Genomic DNA, 19,376 nt, shown 5'->3' with positions numbered 1-19,376 from the left:
TCACTCTTTATTTGTTTTAACTGCTTCTTATAACATAGGCCTTTGATATGCATAATAATTCCAATTCCCCCGTTAGTAATTCTTTAGAAACTCTAAATAAATCAGTTGCACCGATACTTATTCCTGCTATTGATTTAAAAGATGGTAAGTGTGTGCGCTTAAAACAGGGACGTATGGAAGATGACACGGTCTTCTCAGATGATCCAGTAGCCATGGCGACTCGCTGGGTGAATGAGGGGGCGCGTCGCCTACATTTAGTCGATTTAAATGGGGCGTTTGATGGAGTGCCAGTTCACAAGAATGTCGTCATGGAAATTGCCAAAGCGCACCCAACTTTACCCGTACAATTGGGCGGCGGTGTGCGTAGCTTACAGACTATTGAGCATTACCTAGCGGCAGGCCTGACCTACATTATTATCGGCACCAAAGCGGTCGAAAACCCAGAATTTGTTGAAGAAGCTTGCCGCGAGTTTGCTGGCCATATTATCGTCGGTATCGATGCCAAAGAGGGCATGGTGGCCACTCACGGTTGGGCCAATATTACCGATGTGAAAGCCACTGAGTTGGCCAAGCGTTTTGCCGACGCTGGCGTATCGTCTATTGTTTATACTGATATTGCCCGTGATGGCATGATGCAAGGTGTCAACGTAGAACAGACCGTCAATTTGGCGCGTGAAGGCGGCTTACCAGTGATTGCCTCGGGGGGTGTGACGGATATGAAAGACATCGAGTTATTAAAGCCATATGGTGACTGTATTGAAGGTATTATTACTGGCCGTGCTATCTATGAAGGTACCTTAGATTTGGGACAGGCTCAAGCTTACCTAGATCAGTAATTACAGCGACACCTCATTTATCAAGGTTAAGGATAGGTAATGGCTGACCCCTCACTGAAGCGACTCCCTTTGAGCGATGTCATAAAGCAAGGCATGTTGGCGCTTGTTATTACTGCTGTCAGCAGCTTACCGGCTCAAGCGGCTTCACAAGAGAAGCAGGCGACTGAAACGGCTGCTGCTAGCGATGCTTCTGCTGAAGTAGTTACTGATGAGGGAGCTATCGATGTAGGAGCTGCCGATGCAGGAGCCTCCGAACAGGTTGTCGAAGAAGAGGGCAGTGAGGGAGAGGTAGACGCTGCCCCTGCCGCTGGCAATATTACCGAAAAAGACACTGTCATTGAAACCAGTGCCAATCAAGTCGATGATGACGATATCAAAAAGCGTATTACCGGTATCTTCTCAGAGATTGAAGGCCTTAAAGCGGTTAACGTCACCGTTAATGAAGGGGTGGTTAGCTTAACTGGCGAAGCGCCTAATGAAAAAAAGGCACTGCAGGCGATTAATCTTGCCAACCGAGTCAGCGATGTGGTGGCGGTAGAAGATAGAATTAGCCGCACCTTAGATGTGCAAGATAATGTTACCCCAGTGATTACCCAGCTAAAGCAGCAAGTTCGTGGGCTCATCAAAGCTTTGCCATTACTATTGGTAGCCATTGTGGTGTTCGTAGTCGTGGTCTGGTTTGGGGCTTGGGTTAGCCGCCGTCAGTCGCTGTGGAAACGAGTGGCCCCCAACCCTTTTGTGGCAGAACTTTTATCCCAGACTATCAAATTTGTGTTTGTTATTATTGGACTGATTCTGGCGTTAAGCTTCTTAGGCGCTGAAGCTATTATCGGTACTTTGTTAGGCGGTGCTGGGGTCATTGGTATTGCGGTAGGTTTTGCGGTCAAAGATACCATTGAAAACTACATTGCCTCTTTAATGCTTAGTATACGCCAACCTTTTAGGGCTCGAGATTATGTGGATATTAATGGACAAGAGGGGGTCATAGTACGCCTCACCAGTCGGGCCACTATTTTGATGACGGCAGATGGTAACCAACTGCGTATCCCTAACTCAGAAGTGTTTAAGGCCACTATTGTAAATTTTACCAAAAACCCCGAACGGCGCTTTACCTTTAAGCTTGGAGTAGATGCCAATGATGATCCATTAGCTGCTATTAAGGTCGGGTTAGATGCCATTAATGAGCTAAATTTCATCCTTACTGACCCTAAAGCTGTGGCTATAATTGATGAAGTAGGTGATTCAAATATCATCTTAGAATTTCAGGCATGGGTAAATCAAACCGATACTGACTTATTAAAAGCGCGAAGCATTGCGATACGCGAAGCGAAGCATGCGTTAGAAAATAATGGCTTTAGCTTACCAGAGCCTATTTATCGTATGCGCTTCAACGGTGATTTGGAGGATGCTATCAAAGACCTCAATAAAGCTTCTAAGACAGGGTCTGAGAGCAGTGTGGAGGCTACTATTAGTGCCGAAGACACAGATGAGTCTACCGCAGTATCAGCTACTGAGCTCAAACAAAGTCAGAAAAATGTCGCTGATGTGCTGCAAAAAGAGCAAGCCAAGCAACGCGCTAGACAAATTCTAGGTAATAGAGAGGTCGATGAAGTGCTTGATACCCGTCCTGATCCGAAACTTATGCAAAAAGTAGAAGAGGAGATTATGGACAGCGCCGGAGAAGAAGATCTGCTCGATAAAAACAGTCCGCAAGAATAAAAACAGTCGCTCACCCTAACCACAACAGCTATTAACAATAAACACAGCTACCCTTTAATCATCATTTTAAGAACCATCCCTTCAGACAAGGAGTCTACTATGTCCTCTAAGCAAAACATCCCTGAAACTCAATCGGCCATTATTATCACAGAATTTGGTGAGCTAGAGGTTTTACACTATCAAAGCGATGTGGCCGTACCTGAAATGGGTGACAATCAAGTGTTGGTTAAAATCGCTTATGCAGGCATTAATCCTGTTGATTATAAAACCCGTCAAGGCTTAGGTTGGGGTGCTGAAAATATTAAGAAACAGCAATTTGCCAATAATGAGTCAGCCATTCTAGGATTTGATATGGCAGGCGAGGTGGTTGCCAGTGATGCTGATGGCTTCAAAGTGGGCGACCGAGTATCAGCCCTAAACTTTGAGGGCGGCTGTTATGCGGAATATAACGTGGTCGATGCGTCGCTACTGGCAAAAGTACCCGATGCGGTAACCCTAAAAACAGCCGGTGCGATTCCTTGTGTCGGTACAACCGCTCTTCAAATGATTGATTTTGCTGATATTAAGCAAGGTGAGCATGTGGTAATGAGTGCGCCAGCAGGTGGCGTCGGCCACTTAGCCTTGCAGCTACTTATTAATAAGATTGACACGCTAGGCATTAAGCTGACCGTGATTTGCTCTCCTGAAAAGTATCAAAAGCTAGAGGGTTTAATTGATACCAGTAAGCTTGAAGGCTGGATCGATTACACCAAAGATGATGCGTTTCCGGAACTAAATGCGGACTTGCTACTCGATTTAGTCGGTGGTGATGCGGGCAAACGTGCTTTGGCCGTGGTTAAGCCGGCAGGCCGTGTGGTTGTATTGCCTTCGATTTGGGCAGAAGCGCTAAAACAAGCGGGAGCGGATAAAAAATTAGCCGTAGAGGGCTTTATTGCCAAACCAAACGCTGAAGATTTGGAACAGGTATTGCAAAAAGTAGCCAGTAATCAGCTAAGTCTACAAATTGAGGAAGTTTATGCCTTAGCAGAAACTGCTAAAGCCCATCAGCAGCTACAAAAGGGTGACAGCTTTGGCAAAATTGTGTTAGAAATCTACAGTAGAGCTGTATAAAATTTATACAGCTCTACTTTAAAGAACTCATATATTTGTTATAAGCATCTTTTTAACTGTCATAAGGTTAATGAAGAAGTGGCTTCTTGTATAGTGCGTCAAACGTCTACCAAAGTTGCCACTAATATATATAGTGAAAACCAAAGCAGCTCGACTGGCACCTGTAGTAGGTGTTTGGTAGCCGGTTTTAAAGCATATGGTTATAAAACATGTGGTTTTAAATTACTCAGTGATTAAGAAGTCATTAGATCATTTTACGAAAGGTTAGACTGATTCGACCTTGCTGCACGGTTTTGGTCTTCGTCACGGTATGTTTCCAATATTGCTGAGTAACGCCGCGCATGACAATTAACTGACCTGACTCAAGATGAAGCTCAACTTTGGATTGCGCGTTTGTCGGGGGATTTTTGTGCTTTAAAACAAATTTACGGGTGGCACCCAGCGACAAAGAAGCAATGATAGGCTGTGGTCCCAGCTCAGGTTCATCATCGGCATGATACCCCATACCATCTGAACCTGTAGGATAATAGTTAAGCAAACAGGTGTTAAAGTGAGCGGCTACGTCAATCTCAGATAACTTTTGTTCAATCAACTGTTTCACGTGAAACACTACCGGATGCCAAGGTATGATTTCACGTGTGTGTCCTGAGTAGCGATAGGCCAAAGAGTCATCCGCTGCGGTATCACCCATCCACACAATCTTACGGGTGGTAATATGCGTCTTCCCAAACAACGTCACTTTATCGGATTGCCAAGGCAACTCGTTAAGCAACTGTTGATACAGCGTTTGAGAGTCTTCTAAAACAAATCCCAAATCATTAACGATACCATCGAACGGCAATAAGTTATCTGAAGGCTGTGGCGCAAATAAATCCATATAAACCCGTTTTCAATTACTTAAACCACGAATGTTCCTTGACCCATTATTTAACCCACAAATGTTACTTGACCCGTGAATGCTCAAAATTGACAATCACTTCAGCACAAGCTTTTGGGGCTTCTATGGGTAATAAGTGACCGTAGTCAGACAGCACGATTCTGTTTTGAATCGATACCACGCCCTTCCAGCTTTGACGAACTTTTTCGCTATTAAAAATAGAAGGCTTGGCCAATATCAGATAGTAGGGCAGTTTTTTCTTATTAAGCTTTTTAAGCGCTGGAGTGATGTAAGGCGTACCATAATAGCTGGCGAGCTCTTGTTTTGGCTTGAATAACAGCGTAAAACCTGACTCACCTTCCTCTTTAGCCACCAAGCTATTTTCAGCAAAAATTCTTAAGTTAGCGTCACTAATACGCTTAAAGGCGCGGCGCTGGCGCAAATCTTGATAATAAGCATCGACACTGTCCCAATCAGCTTGTTTGACCCGTGTGCTTTTAAAGGGCTCTTGGGTCTGTAAAATCAAACGAGGGGTTCGGTTATAAAGCAAAGTCTGCTTTTTGGTAAAAGTCACTGGATCAATCAAATAAAGAGCAGAAAATAAATCTGGTCTTTTTGCGGCAGCGATGGCCGTCGCCGTCGCCCCTTGTGAATGGCCGATGCCAATCACCGGTTTGCTTTGGGTACGTTCCAAAAACTCAATGAGCAAATCGGCATCTTGCTCTCGAGTCAGAACTTTATCAGTGGGTAAATCGGGCCAATAACCCCGCATTGCCAAGCTGCTCATGTCAAACTGCTGACTAAGCTCAAAGATTAAGGGCTGATAAACCCCAGCAGCAAAACCATTCCCGCCATAAAAATGAGCACAGGGCTTGTCATTACTAGCAGCGACTGCCACTTTTGAGCTTGTGCTCGATAGATCGGAGCCTGAGCTTGAAAAATCCGAGTCTAAGCTAGAGAAATCCGAACTTAAACTTGAAAAATCATAGTATCGAGCTTGTTTTCCGTCCAATTCAATGAACTTTTCAAACTGTTGAAACCTATTAACTTGAATTCCTTTCATTGACCTGTAATCATCCTCTTCCAATTAAACTGTGACACTGGCTGTAGAAATCATGTTACTCATCTTCTCCGAGGAAACCACCACTTTGACGCTCCCAAAGACCTGCGTAAACGCCATTTTTAGCCAATAATTCTTCATGACTGCCTTGCTCAATAATACGCCCTTTGTCCATAACCACCAAGCGATCTAATGCTGCAATGGTCGACAGACGGTGCGCAATAGCAATAACCGTTTTACCGGTCATCATACTGTTTAGGCTTTCAGTAATAGCATATTCTACTTCTGAATCTAATGCACTAGTGGCCTCATCAAGTAATAAAATAGGCGCATTTTTGAGCATCACTCGAGCAATGGCGATACGCTGACGTTGCCCACCTGAGAGTTTAACCCCACGCTCACCAACCTGAGTATCTAGACCGGTATTGCCCTTAGAATCATGCAATTCTTCAATAAATTGCCACGCCTGTGCTTCCTTACAGGCCGCGATAATCTCTTCATCTGTTGCTGTAGGGCGACCATAAGCAATGTTTTCTCGAACCGTACGGTGCAATAAAGACGTGTCCTGAGTCACCATACCAATTTGACGACGCAGACTCTCTTGAGTCACTTCATCAATGGCTTGGTTATCAATTGTGATATGCCCTGAGTCCACATCATAAAAGCGCAACAACAGATTCACTAGCGTCGATTTACCTGCCCCTGAACGACCTACCAGACCTATTTTCTCGCCCGGTTTGATATCCAAATTAAAGTTATCCAACAATTTGATATAGTTTGAGGAAGTTGATTGGTTATTGAGCGCTGATGCGTCTTGATCAAGTTTGTCGTCTTCTGTCGCAACTTTTAAACCCATATTGGCCTTACCTGACCCTTCATAACCGAAGTCCACATTTTCAAACTTAATATGACCCTCAGTGATGACCAACTCTTTAGCATTAGGCGCATCGACTATTTTTTGAGGCGCCGATAAGGTACGGATACCATCTTGTACGGTACCAATACTCTCAAATAGGCTGGCCATTTGCCACATAATCCAGTGGGTTAGACTGTTTAAGCGCAGAGCCATCGCTGTCGCTACTGCAAGAGCGCCAACACCCACATCGCCTCGTTGCCACAAATACAGACCGATAGCAGCGGTGCTTCCAATTAAGGCCACACTAACCAAGTGGTTGACGAATTCAAGCGAAGTAACCCAGCGCATCTGACCATGGACGGTACCCAAAAACTGCTTCATGGCTGCCTTGGCATAGCTCAGCTCTCGTCGCGAGTGGCTAAATAGCTTAACCGTCATGATATTGGCATACGCATCGGTAATGCGGCCGGTCATTAAGGCACGAGCATTGGCCTGAGTACTGGCAGTTTCTCTAAGCTTTGGCAAAAAGTACCACAGCGTCGCCCCAAACATCACTATCCAAAGCGCAAAGGGGACGAGTAATAAGCTGTCGAGCTGAAATAAGATAATGCCACTGGTCACGAAGAAAACCAGGACATAAGTCATCATATCGACGACAGTAATCACAGTGTCTCGTACAGCCAGGGCGGTCTGCATCACCTTGGCAGAAACACGACCAGAGAACTCGTTTTGATAAAACTCCATTGACTGACCGAGCATGCGCTTGTGAAAACGCCAACGCATTTGCATCGGAAACACACCCTGAATCACCTGAAAGTGTACCAATGCTGCCAGACCTACCCAAAAAGGACTAAGCACCAATACGGCGAACATCATCTTTAAGGTACTGCTTTTTTCTTCCCAAAGCGTGGTGGGGGTATATATCCCCATCCAGTCAACTAAATCCCCAATCCAGGCATAGAGTAGGGCTTCATACACGCCAATACCAGCGGTAAGCACCATAAACAAGACGAGCCATTTACGTAGGCCATAAGTACAGGCCCACAGGAATTTAAATAACCCTTCTTTGGGCAGAGGGATTTTATTTTCGGGAAAAGCGGAAAGGCGAGTCTCGAAGTACTGGAAGAGCTTATTCATAAGGACCAACAAAATCACAATAAATTGTGTTTAAAAGAAAGAGAGACAGTTCACATTAAAAACAGCGCTGTCTAAATCATCACCGAATATAAAGACAGAATAAAATATAAAAGCAGAATAAAGATAACGTTTAAGGTAACTATACACAGCCAGTCTTAGCGATATATAGATAGTTATAGACAGAAACTAAGGCTGAATTTGGGTGTAAGGTAATGGGTATTTACTGATTATTGAACGGCTATTAAACGATTGTTGAGCGATCATTAAACAGGCTGTTATCGAGCTATTTATGAGGATGAAACAGCTACGAAACAAGGTAGATATTAGCAGAATTAATGACTGCTGAGGTTGGCTTTTGTCTTTTATTTATCCCTATGCTTGTATCTATAGAAATAAATTGTTACATTCCTAACACGTTTATTAACTGGTCTAAAAAGTCATGTTTTATCTGTTTATAGCGGTTTTATGCAGTGTGGCAGTATCCGTACTGCTAAAAGTACTGCGTCAAAATCAAATCGATATTCGTCAAACTATTGTCGCCGGTTATCCCGTGGCTTTTATATTGACAGGGCTGTTATTAAAGCCCGATCTCTCTACTATCAACGACTTAGGCAGTGCTTGGGGTATTATACTGCTATTGGGTATATTGTTGCCGTTAGTGTTTGTTATCTTAGGTCGGGCTATTGAATCGGTGGGTATTATTGCAACCGATGCCGCACAGCGCTTGTCACTTATTATTCCAATAGTTGCCGCTTTCGCCTTATTTGGTGAGGCTCTGACCTTGCAGCGCACTTGGGGTATATTTCTCGGCTTTCTAGCACTTGTGGCTTTAATTTACCGTAAGCCGGAGACGGCGACTGTTAATCAGTCGATTTATGCCAACCCCGATAGTGCCAATAAATCTGGCATAACCAAAAAAGTCCCTGTGGGGGTTTGGTTATTAGGCGTGTGGGTAGGTTACGGTGTCATTGATATCTTATTTAAACAAGTGGCCAAGCAGGGTGCTGCTTTCCCGTTGACCCTATTTATGACCTTTGGGCTCGCCGGACTATTACTGTTTGTTTATCTGTTAATCAACAAAACCCAATGGCACAGCAAAGCATTGGCATCAGGCTTGATATTGGGGGCATTAAATATGGGCAATATCTATGCCTATGTTAAAGCGCATCAAGTGTTGGCAGATTCTCCCAGTGTGGTCTTCACCGGCATGAACGTCGGGGTTATTGCCGTGGCTACGTTAATCGGTGTCTTTGCTTTCAAAGAGACGCTTAGCAAGCTTAATATATTGGGTATTGTCTTAGCAATTGCCTGTGTTTTTGTGCTCTTTTGGGGCTAAATATTTATTGAGTTCCATTATTAGATATAAATAGTGGATAACTAGATAACTGAAGTATTGAGTGAGAGGGATCTTATGAACTGGTTCTTTGATGCTATAAAAAATAGATATGCAGACTTTGATGGTCGAGCAAGCCGACAAGAATTCTGGATGTTTAATTTATTTTATCTATTATTTGTAATTGCTATTAGCTTGCTAATTATACCATTTGGCAACTCTGAGACTGGATTAAATATTATATTTGGCATTATTGTTGTCTATAGTCTAGGGTTAGCGATTCCTATATGGGCAGTCACCGTCCGCCGTTTGCATGATATTGGTTTATCTGGATGGTGGTCATTGCTGTCATTCATTCCGTACCTTGGTACTGTTGTCTTACTTATCATGTGCTGTATGGACAGTAAACCTGGTTCCAATAAGTATGGTAACAATCCCAAAGGTCTTTAATTCAGAAATGATAGTGTACAAGGATTAATAGCCTAAACCTTGAAAGCCTAGGCTTATTAAATATAATATCGAATGTTTACGAGTCTTTTTTTTATGAAGAATGGCTCAGTATTTGAAAATAAAGGATAAAGTTAATATACATTGAGTCTTTATTCAAAACTCTTCTACTGCTTCGCAATAAACTCACTTACCTGCTTACTCAATATCTCCCACAGCTTCTCTTGAGCGGCTTGGCTGCCCCACGCATTGTGCGGACTAAACACAACTCGAGGGTGATTTTGTTTGGCCAACTGCAACAAAGGGTCGTCCTGAGTGGTTGGCTCTTGCTCAAATACATCGGTGGCATAACCCATAACTTGGCCACTTTGTACCGCATCTGTCATGGCTTGAGAGTCGACAACACCGCCACGTGCCACATTCACCACCAACGGCTTCTTGGTCATTTTGGCCAAAGTATCTTGGTTAATTAAATGCTTCGTTTGCTCCGTCAAAGGACAATGTAAGCTAATCACATCTGAGGTCTCAAGCACAGTATCAAAATCAGTATAGTCATCATTACGTGGTTCTTTACCTTGATGCTCTGCCCACAGCACTTTCATACCAAAGGCTTTGGCAATCTCAGTGACACGCTTGCCAATAGTGCCGATACCAATAATACCCAAGGTCTTATCTTCCAAATCAATCAAGGGCACGTCCATTAGACAAAAGCTACCTGCTTGTTCCCAACTGCCGTCACTGACTTTGTCATGATAATAAACCCCAGCCCGTAGTGCAGCCAACATCAACATAAAGGTATGTTCTGGCACACTTTTTACCGCATAACCGGCGACGTTATACAGCTCAACATTGTGTGCTTTACAAGCTTCTGCATCGACATTATTCATCCCGGTGGCCGTAAGCTGAATCAGTTTTAAATTGGGTAGGGCCGCAATTACTTTGTCGTTAAGTTTAACTTTGTTGGCAAAAATAATATCGGCGTCTTTACAGCGTTCAATGATTAACTCATCATTCTGCTCAGTATCGTCATAAGTTATATAATCGCTGACACCTTTAGGGGCGGGTAGATCAACAGTGTCTAGAAACGTCCCTCGGTCCAAAAATACCGCTTGCATAGTTTTCTCCTTGATATAAAAGTCTGTTAAGGCTCTTAGGCCTTATTTCTCTAAATTATGGGTTAAATAAATTACGAGTTTAGTAAATGAGGGGCGGGTTGAAGCGATGAATAAGCCCTTCTAAGCCAACATGCTACCACTGTCAGCCCCAGTTCTAAAGCTGATAACTTCAAAGCCAACCGTTGTAAAGCCAAAAATTCTAAAGCTGACAATAAACAAGTGAGCTGTTAAAAAAGCGACGGCTATTAATCACCCAGGTCATAGATAGAATTAATTTGAATAAATTTTGCGGCTAAATCATCATAATAAGACTCATTCCTTGTTAAAATGACAAAAAATATCGATAGCAAGAGGTGTTTTCAAACAGTTAGGTGTAGAATTTACTAACTTTGGCCTCATTAACGTAGATAGTGCTAATAATCCTTTATAATAAGGCACAACTGACAGCATTTCATACTGTTGTTGCTTGTGAATAAGCGAAACCCTACATTTTAATAAAAGAATTGACTGATATATGACAATAGCTGCTTTAATCCCCGAATTCGCCGTTGGTCAACGTTATTTATCTGATACCGAAGCTGAGCTTGGCTTAGGTGTGGTTATTGATGTTGATGACCGCTGTGTGCATATCTTATTCGCTCAAAGTGAAGAAACCCGTGTATATGCCAAAAACTCGGCACCTTTGTCTCGAGTGACTTTCAAGGTAGGCGATGAGATTACCGATCAAGAAGGGAATACGCACATCGTTACCGGGATTGAAGAGGTGATGGGGGTGATCAAATATCATGTGGAAGGACACCCACGTGGCATTATGGAAACCCGTTTGGCCGCCAATATCACTTTGGCCAAGCCTCTAGAGCGCTTGTTGGCAGGTCGTGTTGAGCGTGGCGATTGGTATGAGCTGCGTCAAGACATCTTACGTATGCAGTCTGCACTGGCAGGCCATCCGCTCAAAGGCTTGATGGGCGCTCGCGTCGACATCATTCCACATCAGCTATATATTGCCCATGAAGTAGGTAAGCGTATCGCGCCGCGAGTTTTATTAGCTGATGAAGTGGGTTTGGGAAAAACCATTGAAGCGGGACTGATTATCCATCAGCAGTTACTGACGGGTAAAGCACAGCGTGTGTTGATATTAGTGCCAGACAGTTTGCAGTATCAGTGGATGGTGGAAATGCGCCGCCGCTTCAACTTAAACTTTGCTCTATTTGACTTGGTACGTACTGCTGCGATTAAAGAGCACAACCCCGATCAAAATGTATTTGCCACAGAGCAGTGCATTATTGCCAGCCTAGATTTACTGCTCGATCACCACGACTTATATGAACAAGCGATGGAAGCTGGTTTTGATCTCTTGGTAGTGGATGAAGCGCATCATTTACACTGGGATCCTGAGCAGGGGGGCAACGATAAATATGAGTTAGTGGCAGATTTTGCCCATGAAACCCCAGGTGTTTTATTGCTAACCGCTACCCCCGAACAGCTAGGTATAGAAAGTCATTTTGCCCGTTTACGTCTGCTTGATTCGGACCGTTTTGATGACTTAGAAGACTTTATTGAGGGTCAAGCTGCTTTCTCTGATACTGCCGCTGTGGCAGAAGTATTAATGGATCAAAAACCTTTATCCGAAGGTCAGATTAAAGCGTTAACCCATCTTCTTGGCTTCAGTAATCCAGATGAGTTGGCCACTATTAACGAAGATGACAAACTACGTACGTATGCCCTAAATCAGTTGTTAGACCGTCACGGTACTGGGCGAGTGCTGTTCCGCAATACGCGCGACAGTGTTCAAGGTTTCCATGGCCGTACTAGCCGTCCCCACCCATTGCCTTGTCCAGAGAGCTGGGTCGGCAGCTATCAAACGTGTGGTAAATTACGTGAGCAGTTATGGGGCGAAGAAAATCAACCTGATGGTGGCTGGCTAGAAGATGACCCCCGTGTGCCTTGGTTGATCAAACTATTAAAAGAAGAGTTAAAGCAGAAAAAAGTACTGCTGATTGCTCGTAGTGGGGCTACAGTAGAGAGTTTAGAGGCGGTATTACGCTTACATGCGGGTATTAAGACCGCTATTTTTACTGAGCAAATGACCTTATTGGAACGTGACCAAGCCGCTGCCTTCTTCGCTGATGACGCTGGTGCCCAAATCTTATTGTGTTCAGAGATTGGCTCAGAAGGTCGTAACTTCCAGTTTGCCAGTCATCTTATTCTCTGGGATTTACCGGCGAATCCAGATACTTTAGAGCAGCGTATTGGTCGTCTAGACCGTATTGGTCAAAGTCAAAAAATCACCTTGCACGTGCCTTACATTCAAGGCACTGCTCAAGAGCGTATGTACCACTGGTATGATGCTGCGCTTAATATCTTTAATCATATCTCACCGACTGCCCAAACCGTGCAAGAGCAGTTTATCGTAGAGCTTAAACCGCTACTTGAAGGCGAGGACAATGAACAAAACCGTGCAGCGTTGCGTGAGTTAATTGTGCAAGCCGCCAGTGTCCGTGAAGACTTAGAGGCAGAATTGCAGTCGGGTCGAGATCGCCTGCTTGAATACAACTCTTGTCGTCCAAGAGTTGCCTCACGTATTGCGGATGCGATGAGCGACTTTGATGCCAATAATTTATTACCAGCATTCTTAGATCGTTTCTTCTCGTCGGTGAACCTAGATCACAGTGTACAACGCGATGGCTCTTGGGCGGTGCATCCACCAGAGGCTGAAAACAGTCAGCATACCGATGTTGATAACCTACCTATCTCTGAAGATGGCATGACCTTGACCTTTAAGCGCAGCCAAGCCTTGATGCGCGAAGATATGGACTTTATCACTCACGAGCATCCTTTGATGTTGGCCATTTATGACATGGTTAACTCAGGTACCTTTGGTAACACGACAGTTGCGATGCTGAAGAGTAATACCGTACCAGAGGGCATGCTGCTGATAGAAGTTAACTTTAGAGTGGCTACTATTGCTCCTAAAGTATTGAATTTAGCAGCTACGCTACCGACCCAAAATTTACGGGTGTTCTTAGGTGAGCAGGGTGGTGATTTATCAGAGCGTATCACCGCAGATATGATTATGCCTCATATTGAACGTCTGGATAAAAACCGTGCCCGTCAGGTGGTTAAAGTACGCAGTCAAGTTATTGAGTCGCGTTACTATGATGCTGAAGCCATTGCTCAAAGTAAACTTGAGACAATCAGTGCCCAAGCATTGGCCCGCTTTAGCCAAGTTTGGGAGCGTGAAATCAGCCGCTTAAAGCAGCTACAACAAGTGAACCCGAACGTACGTGATGAAGAGATTGAGCGTTTAGAAAATCTGAAAGCACAAGGAGAGCAGGCGTTGAATAACTTATCGCTTGTGCCAGACAGTATCCGTGTGTTGGTAGCCGTGAAGCCATAATCCCCTGGACTAGACGATTAAACTGACCACTATAAAAAAGCCCTCCTTGAATCAAGGGGGGGCTTTTAGTTTTTAGACTTATGCGGTACTCTAAATGTATTGAGAACTTATCTGTATTGAAGGGACTGTCTATGACCCCAGCCATCAATTTAGCCAAAAAATTAAAGCTCAATTATCAAATCCATGAATATGAACACGACCCTAACGCTGAGTCATATGGTCTAGAAGCGGCTGATAAATTAGGTTTACCTGCTGAGCAGGTATTTAAAACGCTCGTTGTAGAGACTGATGCCAACAAACTTGCAGTGGCAGTACTGCCCGTCAGTGACACCTTAAACTTCAAAAAAATGGCCAAAGCACTGGGCTGCAAAAAAGTGCAGATGGCAGACCCAAAGATGGTCGAGCGAAGCAGTGGCTATGTCTTAGGCGGAGTAAGTCCTTTGGGTCAAAAAAAGCGACTGCCTACGATTATTCACGATTCTGCCCAATCGTTAACCACTCTTCATGTCAGCGGGGGTAGGCGAGGACTTGAGATTGAACTACCGCCACAGCAATTAGCACAAGCACTGACCGCTAAATTTGCCGATATTGTTGACTAGAGCCATTTGATTAAAACGCTTTGATTAAAGCCATTTAATTAGCGCCAGGCTTACAGACACGAAGTCTCATTTGTCTTATCCATTTCTGATTTTAACTTATATAGAGTACTTAGATGCCACACGTTATTGTTCAAGCCACACCAAACATTACTATTAACCGCCCTGAGCGCCTACTCAAAAAACTCAATAGCTGCTTATGGGAAACCGGCCACTTCGATAAGCCGCAAGCCATTAAGGCGCGTCTACTCGATGTCGAGACCTTTTTGGTAGGGATAGATGATGATCAACAGCAAGAAGGCTTTATTTATCTACAATTAAGGCTAATGCCCGGACGCAGCCAACAGATTCGTGATGATCTGGCCGAGAAGCTGCTGGCTTGTTTACAGCAAGAGCTGGCTGAGCAGCAGTCTGGCCGAGTCAGTATTCAGTACTGTGTTGAAGTGGTGGAGTTAAGCGCCGCTTATAGCAAGATAAGCGTTCAGCCTTAGCTTAGGGTTATAGTCTTTATTTTTTATTAAGAATAGAACCACAAGTTCCATCTGTGCTCAAATCATTTACACAGCTCTTGGCTGGCATAATTAGGCAATACTACCACTTCAGCTTGGTAGCCTGCTTTGCCGCCTGTAGTCGCCATTAGGTTGCGTGCAATACGCAGCTTATAGTTGCCTGTTTCGGGCAGGCAACCTTGATAGACAATCCCGCCTTTGCTCCCTTCTTCCTTGCCTGAAGGCATATGTAACACGCCGACATTGGCTATTTCAGTGGTATTGCTTTTAGCCATAATGTTAATGACTGCATACTGACCCTTCTGGGCTTTAAATTGATACCAAGTGTCATTCTGTTTCGGTTGTAAAACCCCCTCTACCTTACTGGTAACAGCGCCTTGCTGGAAATGGATGGGTTTGATAGAAGCCGCTACGCCCATTTGACTGACACATAACAATGTCAATAAACTAAACTTAGCCCAATTCATATTAAGGGGGTCACTAATGCTGGATTTGTTTTTACTGAAAGAGTGAAGGAGTTTAAAAATAGCCATAACTTGTCCCTTTGTTAATTCAAAAATAAGTTGATGGGTTAGATATAATAGATTAGGTATTTAGTATGAGCCGACCCTACTTTAGTGTGAAGTAAAAAATTGTAGACATAAAAAAACCGCCCTAATAAATAGAGCGGTTTTTTTATAATCTAGTGGGTACACAGATAGCGGTACTGAAGATTTGTTTGTTATATAAAATAAAGCGAAATTGAGGCGGCTTTTCCCTTGTCTATTTAGGACATTTAACCTTGGCACCCTTAAGGTTGATACAAAATTTAGATTCATTTATGTCATACACGGTAGCGATACCATTTTTAAAATTAGCTTCGTCTAAAGATGTCATATAAGGAAGTTGGTGTTTTATCGGGATAACCAGCTTGCCTTTTTTATCAATATACCCAAAAGTATAATCTGAATCCGCTTGGGAACCAAACACTGCAGCCAATCCATTAGAGAAAGCATTGGCATGATGGTATTTAGCAGTGAAAGGGATGACCACATTATTTGAGATATCGATATACCCCCATTTGGAGTCTTTAGACGCGGCTAATAGCCCTTCACTCAGCTCGCCAACTTCATCATAAGCAAACGGAATAACTGTCTCATTTTTTTTGTTAATGACCCCAGCCTTCCCATATTCTTCATTATTATATTCTCTAGCAGTGGCAAGACCGCCTTTAAAATTATCTAAATCTTCATACTCAAAAGGAATGATGATTTTTCCGTTCTTATCAATAGCGCCCCACTTGGACTCATTATTTTCTGTGTAGCTTATGGAAACAGGTGCTAAGCCTTCGGTAAAGCTTTTAGCAGACCAGTATTTGAGGGGAATGACTACATTGCCTTGAGTATCAATAAAGCCAAAACTGTCATTTTTTTTAACCAGTGCTAATCCCTCTGAAAAGTCATAAAAAGTACTTTCTTCGCCACCATCTCCTGTATATTCAACGTCATAAACCATTGGAATAACCAACTTACCTTTTTTATCGATATAACCTACTTTTTCTACAGGACCTGCTTTGGTTTTTATAGTCTTGATTACTCCAGCCAGCCCATCATGGAGGCAGCCAATTTGATCATATCCTGAAGCCTTAGGTGTCACACAAGAAGAGTTGACAGAGTTGGCTGCACTAGCAAGGCTAGGCAGCATAGATAGGCTTGTTGTAATGGCAAGTAATAGGGTGGTTTTTCTCATGATAGAAATCTCTAAATAGTTAAAAGAATAAGTAGTTATCTAATAAATCTCATAACAATATTTAATCATATTTTAGCAAGATTAATATATAAGCTAGACTTAAAATTTTATTTTTAAGTTTTATATTTTGTAAATTTTAAATTTATTTACTTCGAAGTCTAATACTCACAGACATAAAAAAACCGCCCTAATAAATAGAGCGGTTTTTTTGTAATCTAGTAGCAAATAGCCGATAGATTAGTCTAAGAAAGCAAAGTGCTCAATGTCCATGTCGGTCATAGACGAGCTTGGCGCTACCATGCTTTCAGCATGACCTGAAGTACGAGGTAAGATCTTGTCAAAGTAGAATTCAGCAGTCTGAATTTTAGCTTTGTAGAATTCTGGCGCTTCAACACCACCGTTCTCTAGCTTGTCATAAGCTACGGCTGCCATACGTGCCCAGTGGTAAGCCATCATCACATAACCTGAATACATTAAGTAGTCAACAGAAGCGGCTGAGATGATTTCACGGTCTTTACGCGCGCTTAGCATTAGACGTACAGTTAAGGTATTCCACTCTGCACATAGCTTAGTTAATGACCAAACAAATTTACGCATGTTTTTGTCTAAAGCATAATCGCCACACCACTTCATGATACCTGAGGTGTAATCACGAATGATTTTGCCTTTTGACTGTAAGATTACCTTACGGCCCAATAGATCAAGTGCCTGTACGCCAGTGGTTCCTTCATAAAGAGTGGCAATACGTGCGTCACGAGCGATTAACTCCATGCCCCATTCTTTAATGTAACCATGGCCACCATATACTTGCTGACCTTCTTTAGCTGCTTCAATACCTAGTTCAGTTAAGAAACCTTTTAGAATTGGGGTATAGAAACCTAGCTTGTCATCCCACTTTTCAAACTCTTCGTCATTACCTTCTGCGATACCTTGAGACATCTTATCAGCATAACGCGCAGCATGATAAATCATTGAACGGCCGCCTTCAGCGAACGACTTCATGGTCAACAGCATACGACGTACGTCAGCATGGTTAATGATAGCGTCAGCTACTTTTTCTGGCTCTTTTACGCCTGATAGAGTGCGCATTGAACGACGTTCTTTGGCATAAGGAAGGGCGTTTTGGAAAGCAAGTTCACAATGAGCCAGACCTTGAATACCAGTACCGATACGGGCAGTGTTCATGAAAGTGAACATTGCTTTTAGACCACGATGCGGTTCACCGATTAGGTAACCAGTAGCATCATCAAAGTTTAGAACACAAGTGGCTGATGACGCGATACCCATTTTATGCTCGATTGAGCCACAGCTTACATCGTTACGCTCGCCCGCTTCGCCTTCTTCATTGACATTGAATTTAGGAACGATAAATAGCGAGATACCACGAGTACCTTCAGGCGCATCTGGAAGACGGGCTAGAACGATGTGAATGATGTTATCAGTTAGGTCATGCTCACCACTTGAGATGAAGATTTTGGTACCGTTTAGCTTATAAGTACCGTCTTCTTGTGGTACCGCTTTGGTTTTTACTTGACCTAAGTCAGTACCTGCTTGTGGTTCAGTTAGACACATCGTACCTGACCACGTACCTTCTACTAATTTAGGTAGGTAAGTATCTTTTTGTTCTTCAGTACCGTATTGCATTAAAGTGTTGATACAGCCCGTGGTCAAACCTGGGTACATTGCCCATGGCCAGTTAGCGGTACCAATCATTTCAGATTTAACAAGGTTTAATGACATCGGTAAGTTCATACCGCCATACTCTTCTGGGTACGAAATACCTTGCCAGCCGCCCTCTACAAACTGATTGTAGGCATCTTTAAAGCCTTTTGGCGTAGTCACAACGCCATCTTTAAATTGGCAACCTTCAGCATCTGCTGGCTGATATAATGGGCTAATAACGTTTTCAGCGAAGTCAGCGATACCTTGTAGAATCATATCTACAGTTTCTGGATCAGCATTTTCACCATTGCTTAAATCTTTATAATGCGTCTGGAAATCGAACACATCATTTAATAAGAATTTCATGTCACGTAAGGGGGCTTTATAACTTAGCATAGTAGACTCTCTTCCATTGAATAATATATTTGTCGCCGCTGCGAGGTATTGTCAACCTAGCATAATGTGAATAATATAGGAGGGTAATATGGATTTTAGTATAAGCCCAATTAACATAAAAACCTATTATTCATAACTATTATTCATCGGTGAATAACTGTTTCATAAAAATAAGTTTAATAAAGCTCAAAAAAAAGCACCTGCTTTGCTTCGTTTTAAAATTATATTGGACTTACAATCGCTTAGTTTTTTCTAATAAAAAGTCACTATAAAGCAATGCTTTCAGAAAGCATTGTTTTTAAAAGTGTGTTTAAAGCAGTGTCTTTAAACTTTTTAAACAGCATATCCTTATAATATTAACTTAAGTCTAGAGAAGTGTTGGACTCCTGTTAGTGAAATGTCACTATCCTATTTTTCTAAATGACACTTATTTTAAGTTAGATAAAAACTTCCCGTGATAACTTTATCTAGATAATTTTGCTTCAATGCTTAACTCTAGATATCTTACTCAAACAATAACACCCTCTATAAAATAAAATAGAGGGCATCCCTTCTGTCTCATTTTTTTATTCTAGTGTATTTTTGCTTTTCCTAAACC

The 19,376-nt window shown here is 42.8% G+C and carries 15 protein-coding genes; 8 read left to right on the top strand and 7 right to left on the bottom strand.

Features of this window, described 5'->3' with window-relative positions:
• Positions 1-47 precede the first annotated feature (47 nt).
• The 3 genes from hisA to LK453_RS03650 all read left to right on the top strand — a co-directional run bounded on the left by hisA (position 48) and on the right by LK453_RS03650 (position 3,665).
• The gene (gene hisA / locus LK453_RS03660; RefSeq protein ID WP_227674401.1) at positions 48-836 is read left to right on the top strand and encodes a 1-(5-phosphoribosyl)-5-[(5-phosphoribosylamino)methylideneamino]imidazole-4-carboxamide isomerase; all 789 of its coding nucleotides are present in this window, start codon (positions 48-50) and stop codon (positions 834-836) included.
• 39 nt (positions 837-875) lie between these two features.
• Positions 876-2,555 (top strand): mechanosensitive ion channel family protein, encoded by a 1,680-nt coding sequence (locus tag LK453_RS03655; protein WP_007394630.1) that lies wholly within the window; start codon positions 876-878, stop codon positions 2,553-2,555.
• A gap of 99 nt (positions 2,556-2,654) precedes the next feature.
• The gene (locus LK453_RS03650; RefSeq protein ID WP_007394629.1) at positions 2,655-3,665 is read left to right on the top strand and encodes an NADP-dependent oxidoreductase; all 1,011 of its coding nucleotides are present in this window, start codon (positions 2,655-2,657) and stop codon (positions 3,663-3,665) included.
• Between the two features lie 244 nt (positions 3,666-3,909).
• Here LK453_RS03650 and LK453_RS03645 read toward each other — a convergent pair whose 3' ends face one another.
• The 3 genes from LK453_RS03645 to LK453_RS03635 form a co-directional block, all read right to left on the bottom strand.
• The gene (locus tag LK453_RS03645; protein ID WP_007394628.1) at positions 3,910-4,542 is read right to left on the bottom strand and encodes an alpha-ketoglutarate-dependent dioxygenase AlkB family protein; all 633 of its coding nucleotides are present in this window, start codon (positions 4,540-4,542) and stop codon (positions 3,910-3,912) included.
• 64 nt (positions 4,543-4,606) lie between these two features.
• On the bottom strand, positions 4,607-5,605 hold the full coding sequence (locus LK453_RS03640; RefSeq protein WP_007394627.1) for an alpha/beta fold hydrolase: 999 nt from the start codon (positions 5,603-5,605) through the stop codon (positions 4,607-4,609).
• Between the two features lie 55 nt (positions 5,606-5,660).
• On the bottom strand, positions 5,661-7,595 hold the full coding sequence (locus LK453_RS03635) for an ABC transporter ATP-binding protein (RefSeq protein WP_007394626.1): 1,935 nt from the start codon (positions 7,593-7,595) through the stop codon (positions 5,661-5,663).
• Between the two features lie 439 nt (positions 7,596-8,034).
• Between LK453_RS03635 and LK453_RS03630 the strand changes: the two genes are divergently transcribed.
• Positions 8,035-8,931, top strand: coding sequence for an EamA/RhaT family transporter (locus LK453_RS03630; protein ID WP_201537105.1), 897 nt, complete (start codon positions 8,035-8,037; stop codon positions 8,929-8,931).
• A 75-nt stretch (positions 8,932-9,006) separates the two neighbouring features.
• Positions 9,007-9,378: a DUF805 domain-containing protein gene (locus LK453_RS03625; RefSeq protein ID WP_007394624.1), complete on the top strand. Its 372-nt coding sequence runs from the start codon at positions 9,007-9,009 to the stop codon at positions 9,376-9,378.
• A gap of 164 nt (positions 9,379-9,542) precedes the next feature.
• On the opposite strand, the gene LK453_RS03620 is transcribed toward LK453_RS03625, so the two are convergent.
• Complete coding sequence (locus LK453_RS03620) at positions 9,543-10,490, bottom strand: D-2-hydroxyacid dehydrogenase (RefSeq protein WP_007394623.1); 948 nt, start codon at positions 10,488-10,490, stop codon at positions 9,543-9,545.
• Between the two features lie 514 nt (positions 10,491-11,004).
• On the opposite strand from LK453_RS03620, the gene rapA reads away from it, so the two are divergent.
• The 3 genes from rapA (at position 11,005) to LK453_RS03605 (ending at position 14,974) form a co-directional block, all read left to right on the top strand.
• Complete coding sequence (gene rapA, locus LK453_RS03615; protein ID WP_201537108.1) at positions 11,005-13,887, top strand: RNA polymerase-associated protein RapA; 2,883 nt, start codon at positions 11,005-11,007, stop codon at positions 13,885-13,887.
• A 131-nt stretch (positions 13,888-14,018) separates the two neighbouring features.
• Positions 14,019-14,486 (top strand): Cys-tRNA(Pro) deacylase, encoded by a 468-nt coding sequence (gene ybaK, locus LK453_RS03610; protein ID WP_007394620.1) that lies wholly within the window; start codon positions 14,019-14,021, stop codon positions 14,484-14,486.
• 113 nt (positions 14,487-14,599) lie between these two features.
• Positions 14,600-14,974, top strand: coding sequence for a 5-carboxymethyl-2-hydroxymuconate Delta-isomerase (locus tag LK453_RS03605; RefSeq protein WP_007394619.1), 375 nt, complete (start codon positions 14,600-14,602; stop codon positions 14,972-14,974).
• Positions 14,975-15,036: 62 nt separating this feature from the next.
• Here LK453_RS03605 and LK453_RS03600 read toward each other — a convergent pair whose 3' ends face one another.
• From LK453_RS03600 to LK453_RS03590, 3 genes are all read right to left on the bottom strand, one after another.
• Positions 15,037-15,459, bottom strand: a complete 423-nt coding sequence (locus LK453_RS03600) for a hypothetical protein (RefSeq protein ID WP_227672018.1) — start codon at positions 15,457-15,459, stop codon at positions 15,037-15,039.
• A 295-nt stretch (positions 15,460-15,754) separates the two neighbouring features.
• Complete coding sequence (locus tag LK453_RS03595) at positions 15,755-16,720, bottom strand: WG repeat-containing protein (protein ID WP_007394617.1); 966 nt, start codon at positions 16,718-16,720, stop codon at positions 15,755-15,757.
• Positions 16,721-16,957: 237 nt separating this feature from the next.
• On the bottom strand, positions 16,958-18,778 hold the full coding sequence (locus LK453_RS03590; RefSeq protein ID WP_201541760.1) for an acyl-CoA dehydrogenase C-terminal domain-containing protein: 1,821 nt from the start codon (positions 18,776-18,778) through the stop codon (positions 16,958-16,960).
• Between the last annotated feature and the right edge of the window lie 598 nt (positions 18,779-19,376).

The sequence above is a fragment of the Psychrobacter sanguinis genome, assembly GCF_020736705.1.
Lineage (GTDB): Bacteria > Pseudomonadota > Gammaproteobacteria > Pseudomonadales > Moraxellaceae > Psychrobacter > Psychrobacter sanguinis.
The sequence above is the reverse complement of the archived record's forward strand: the minus strand, read 5'-3'. Positions and strand labels throughout refer to the sequence as shown.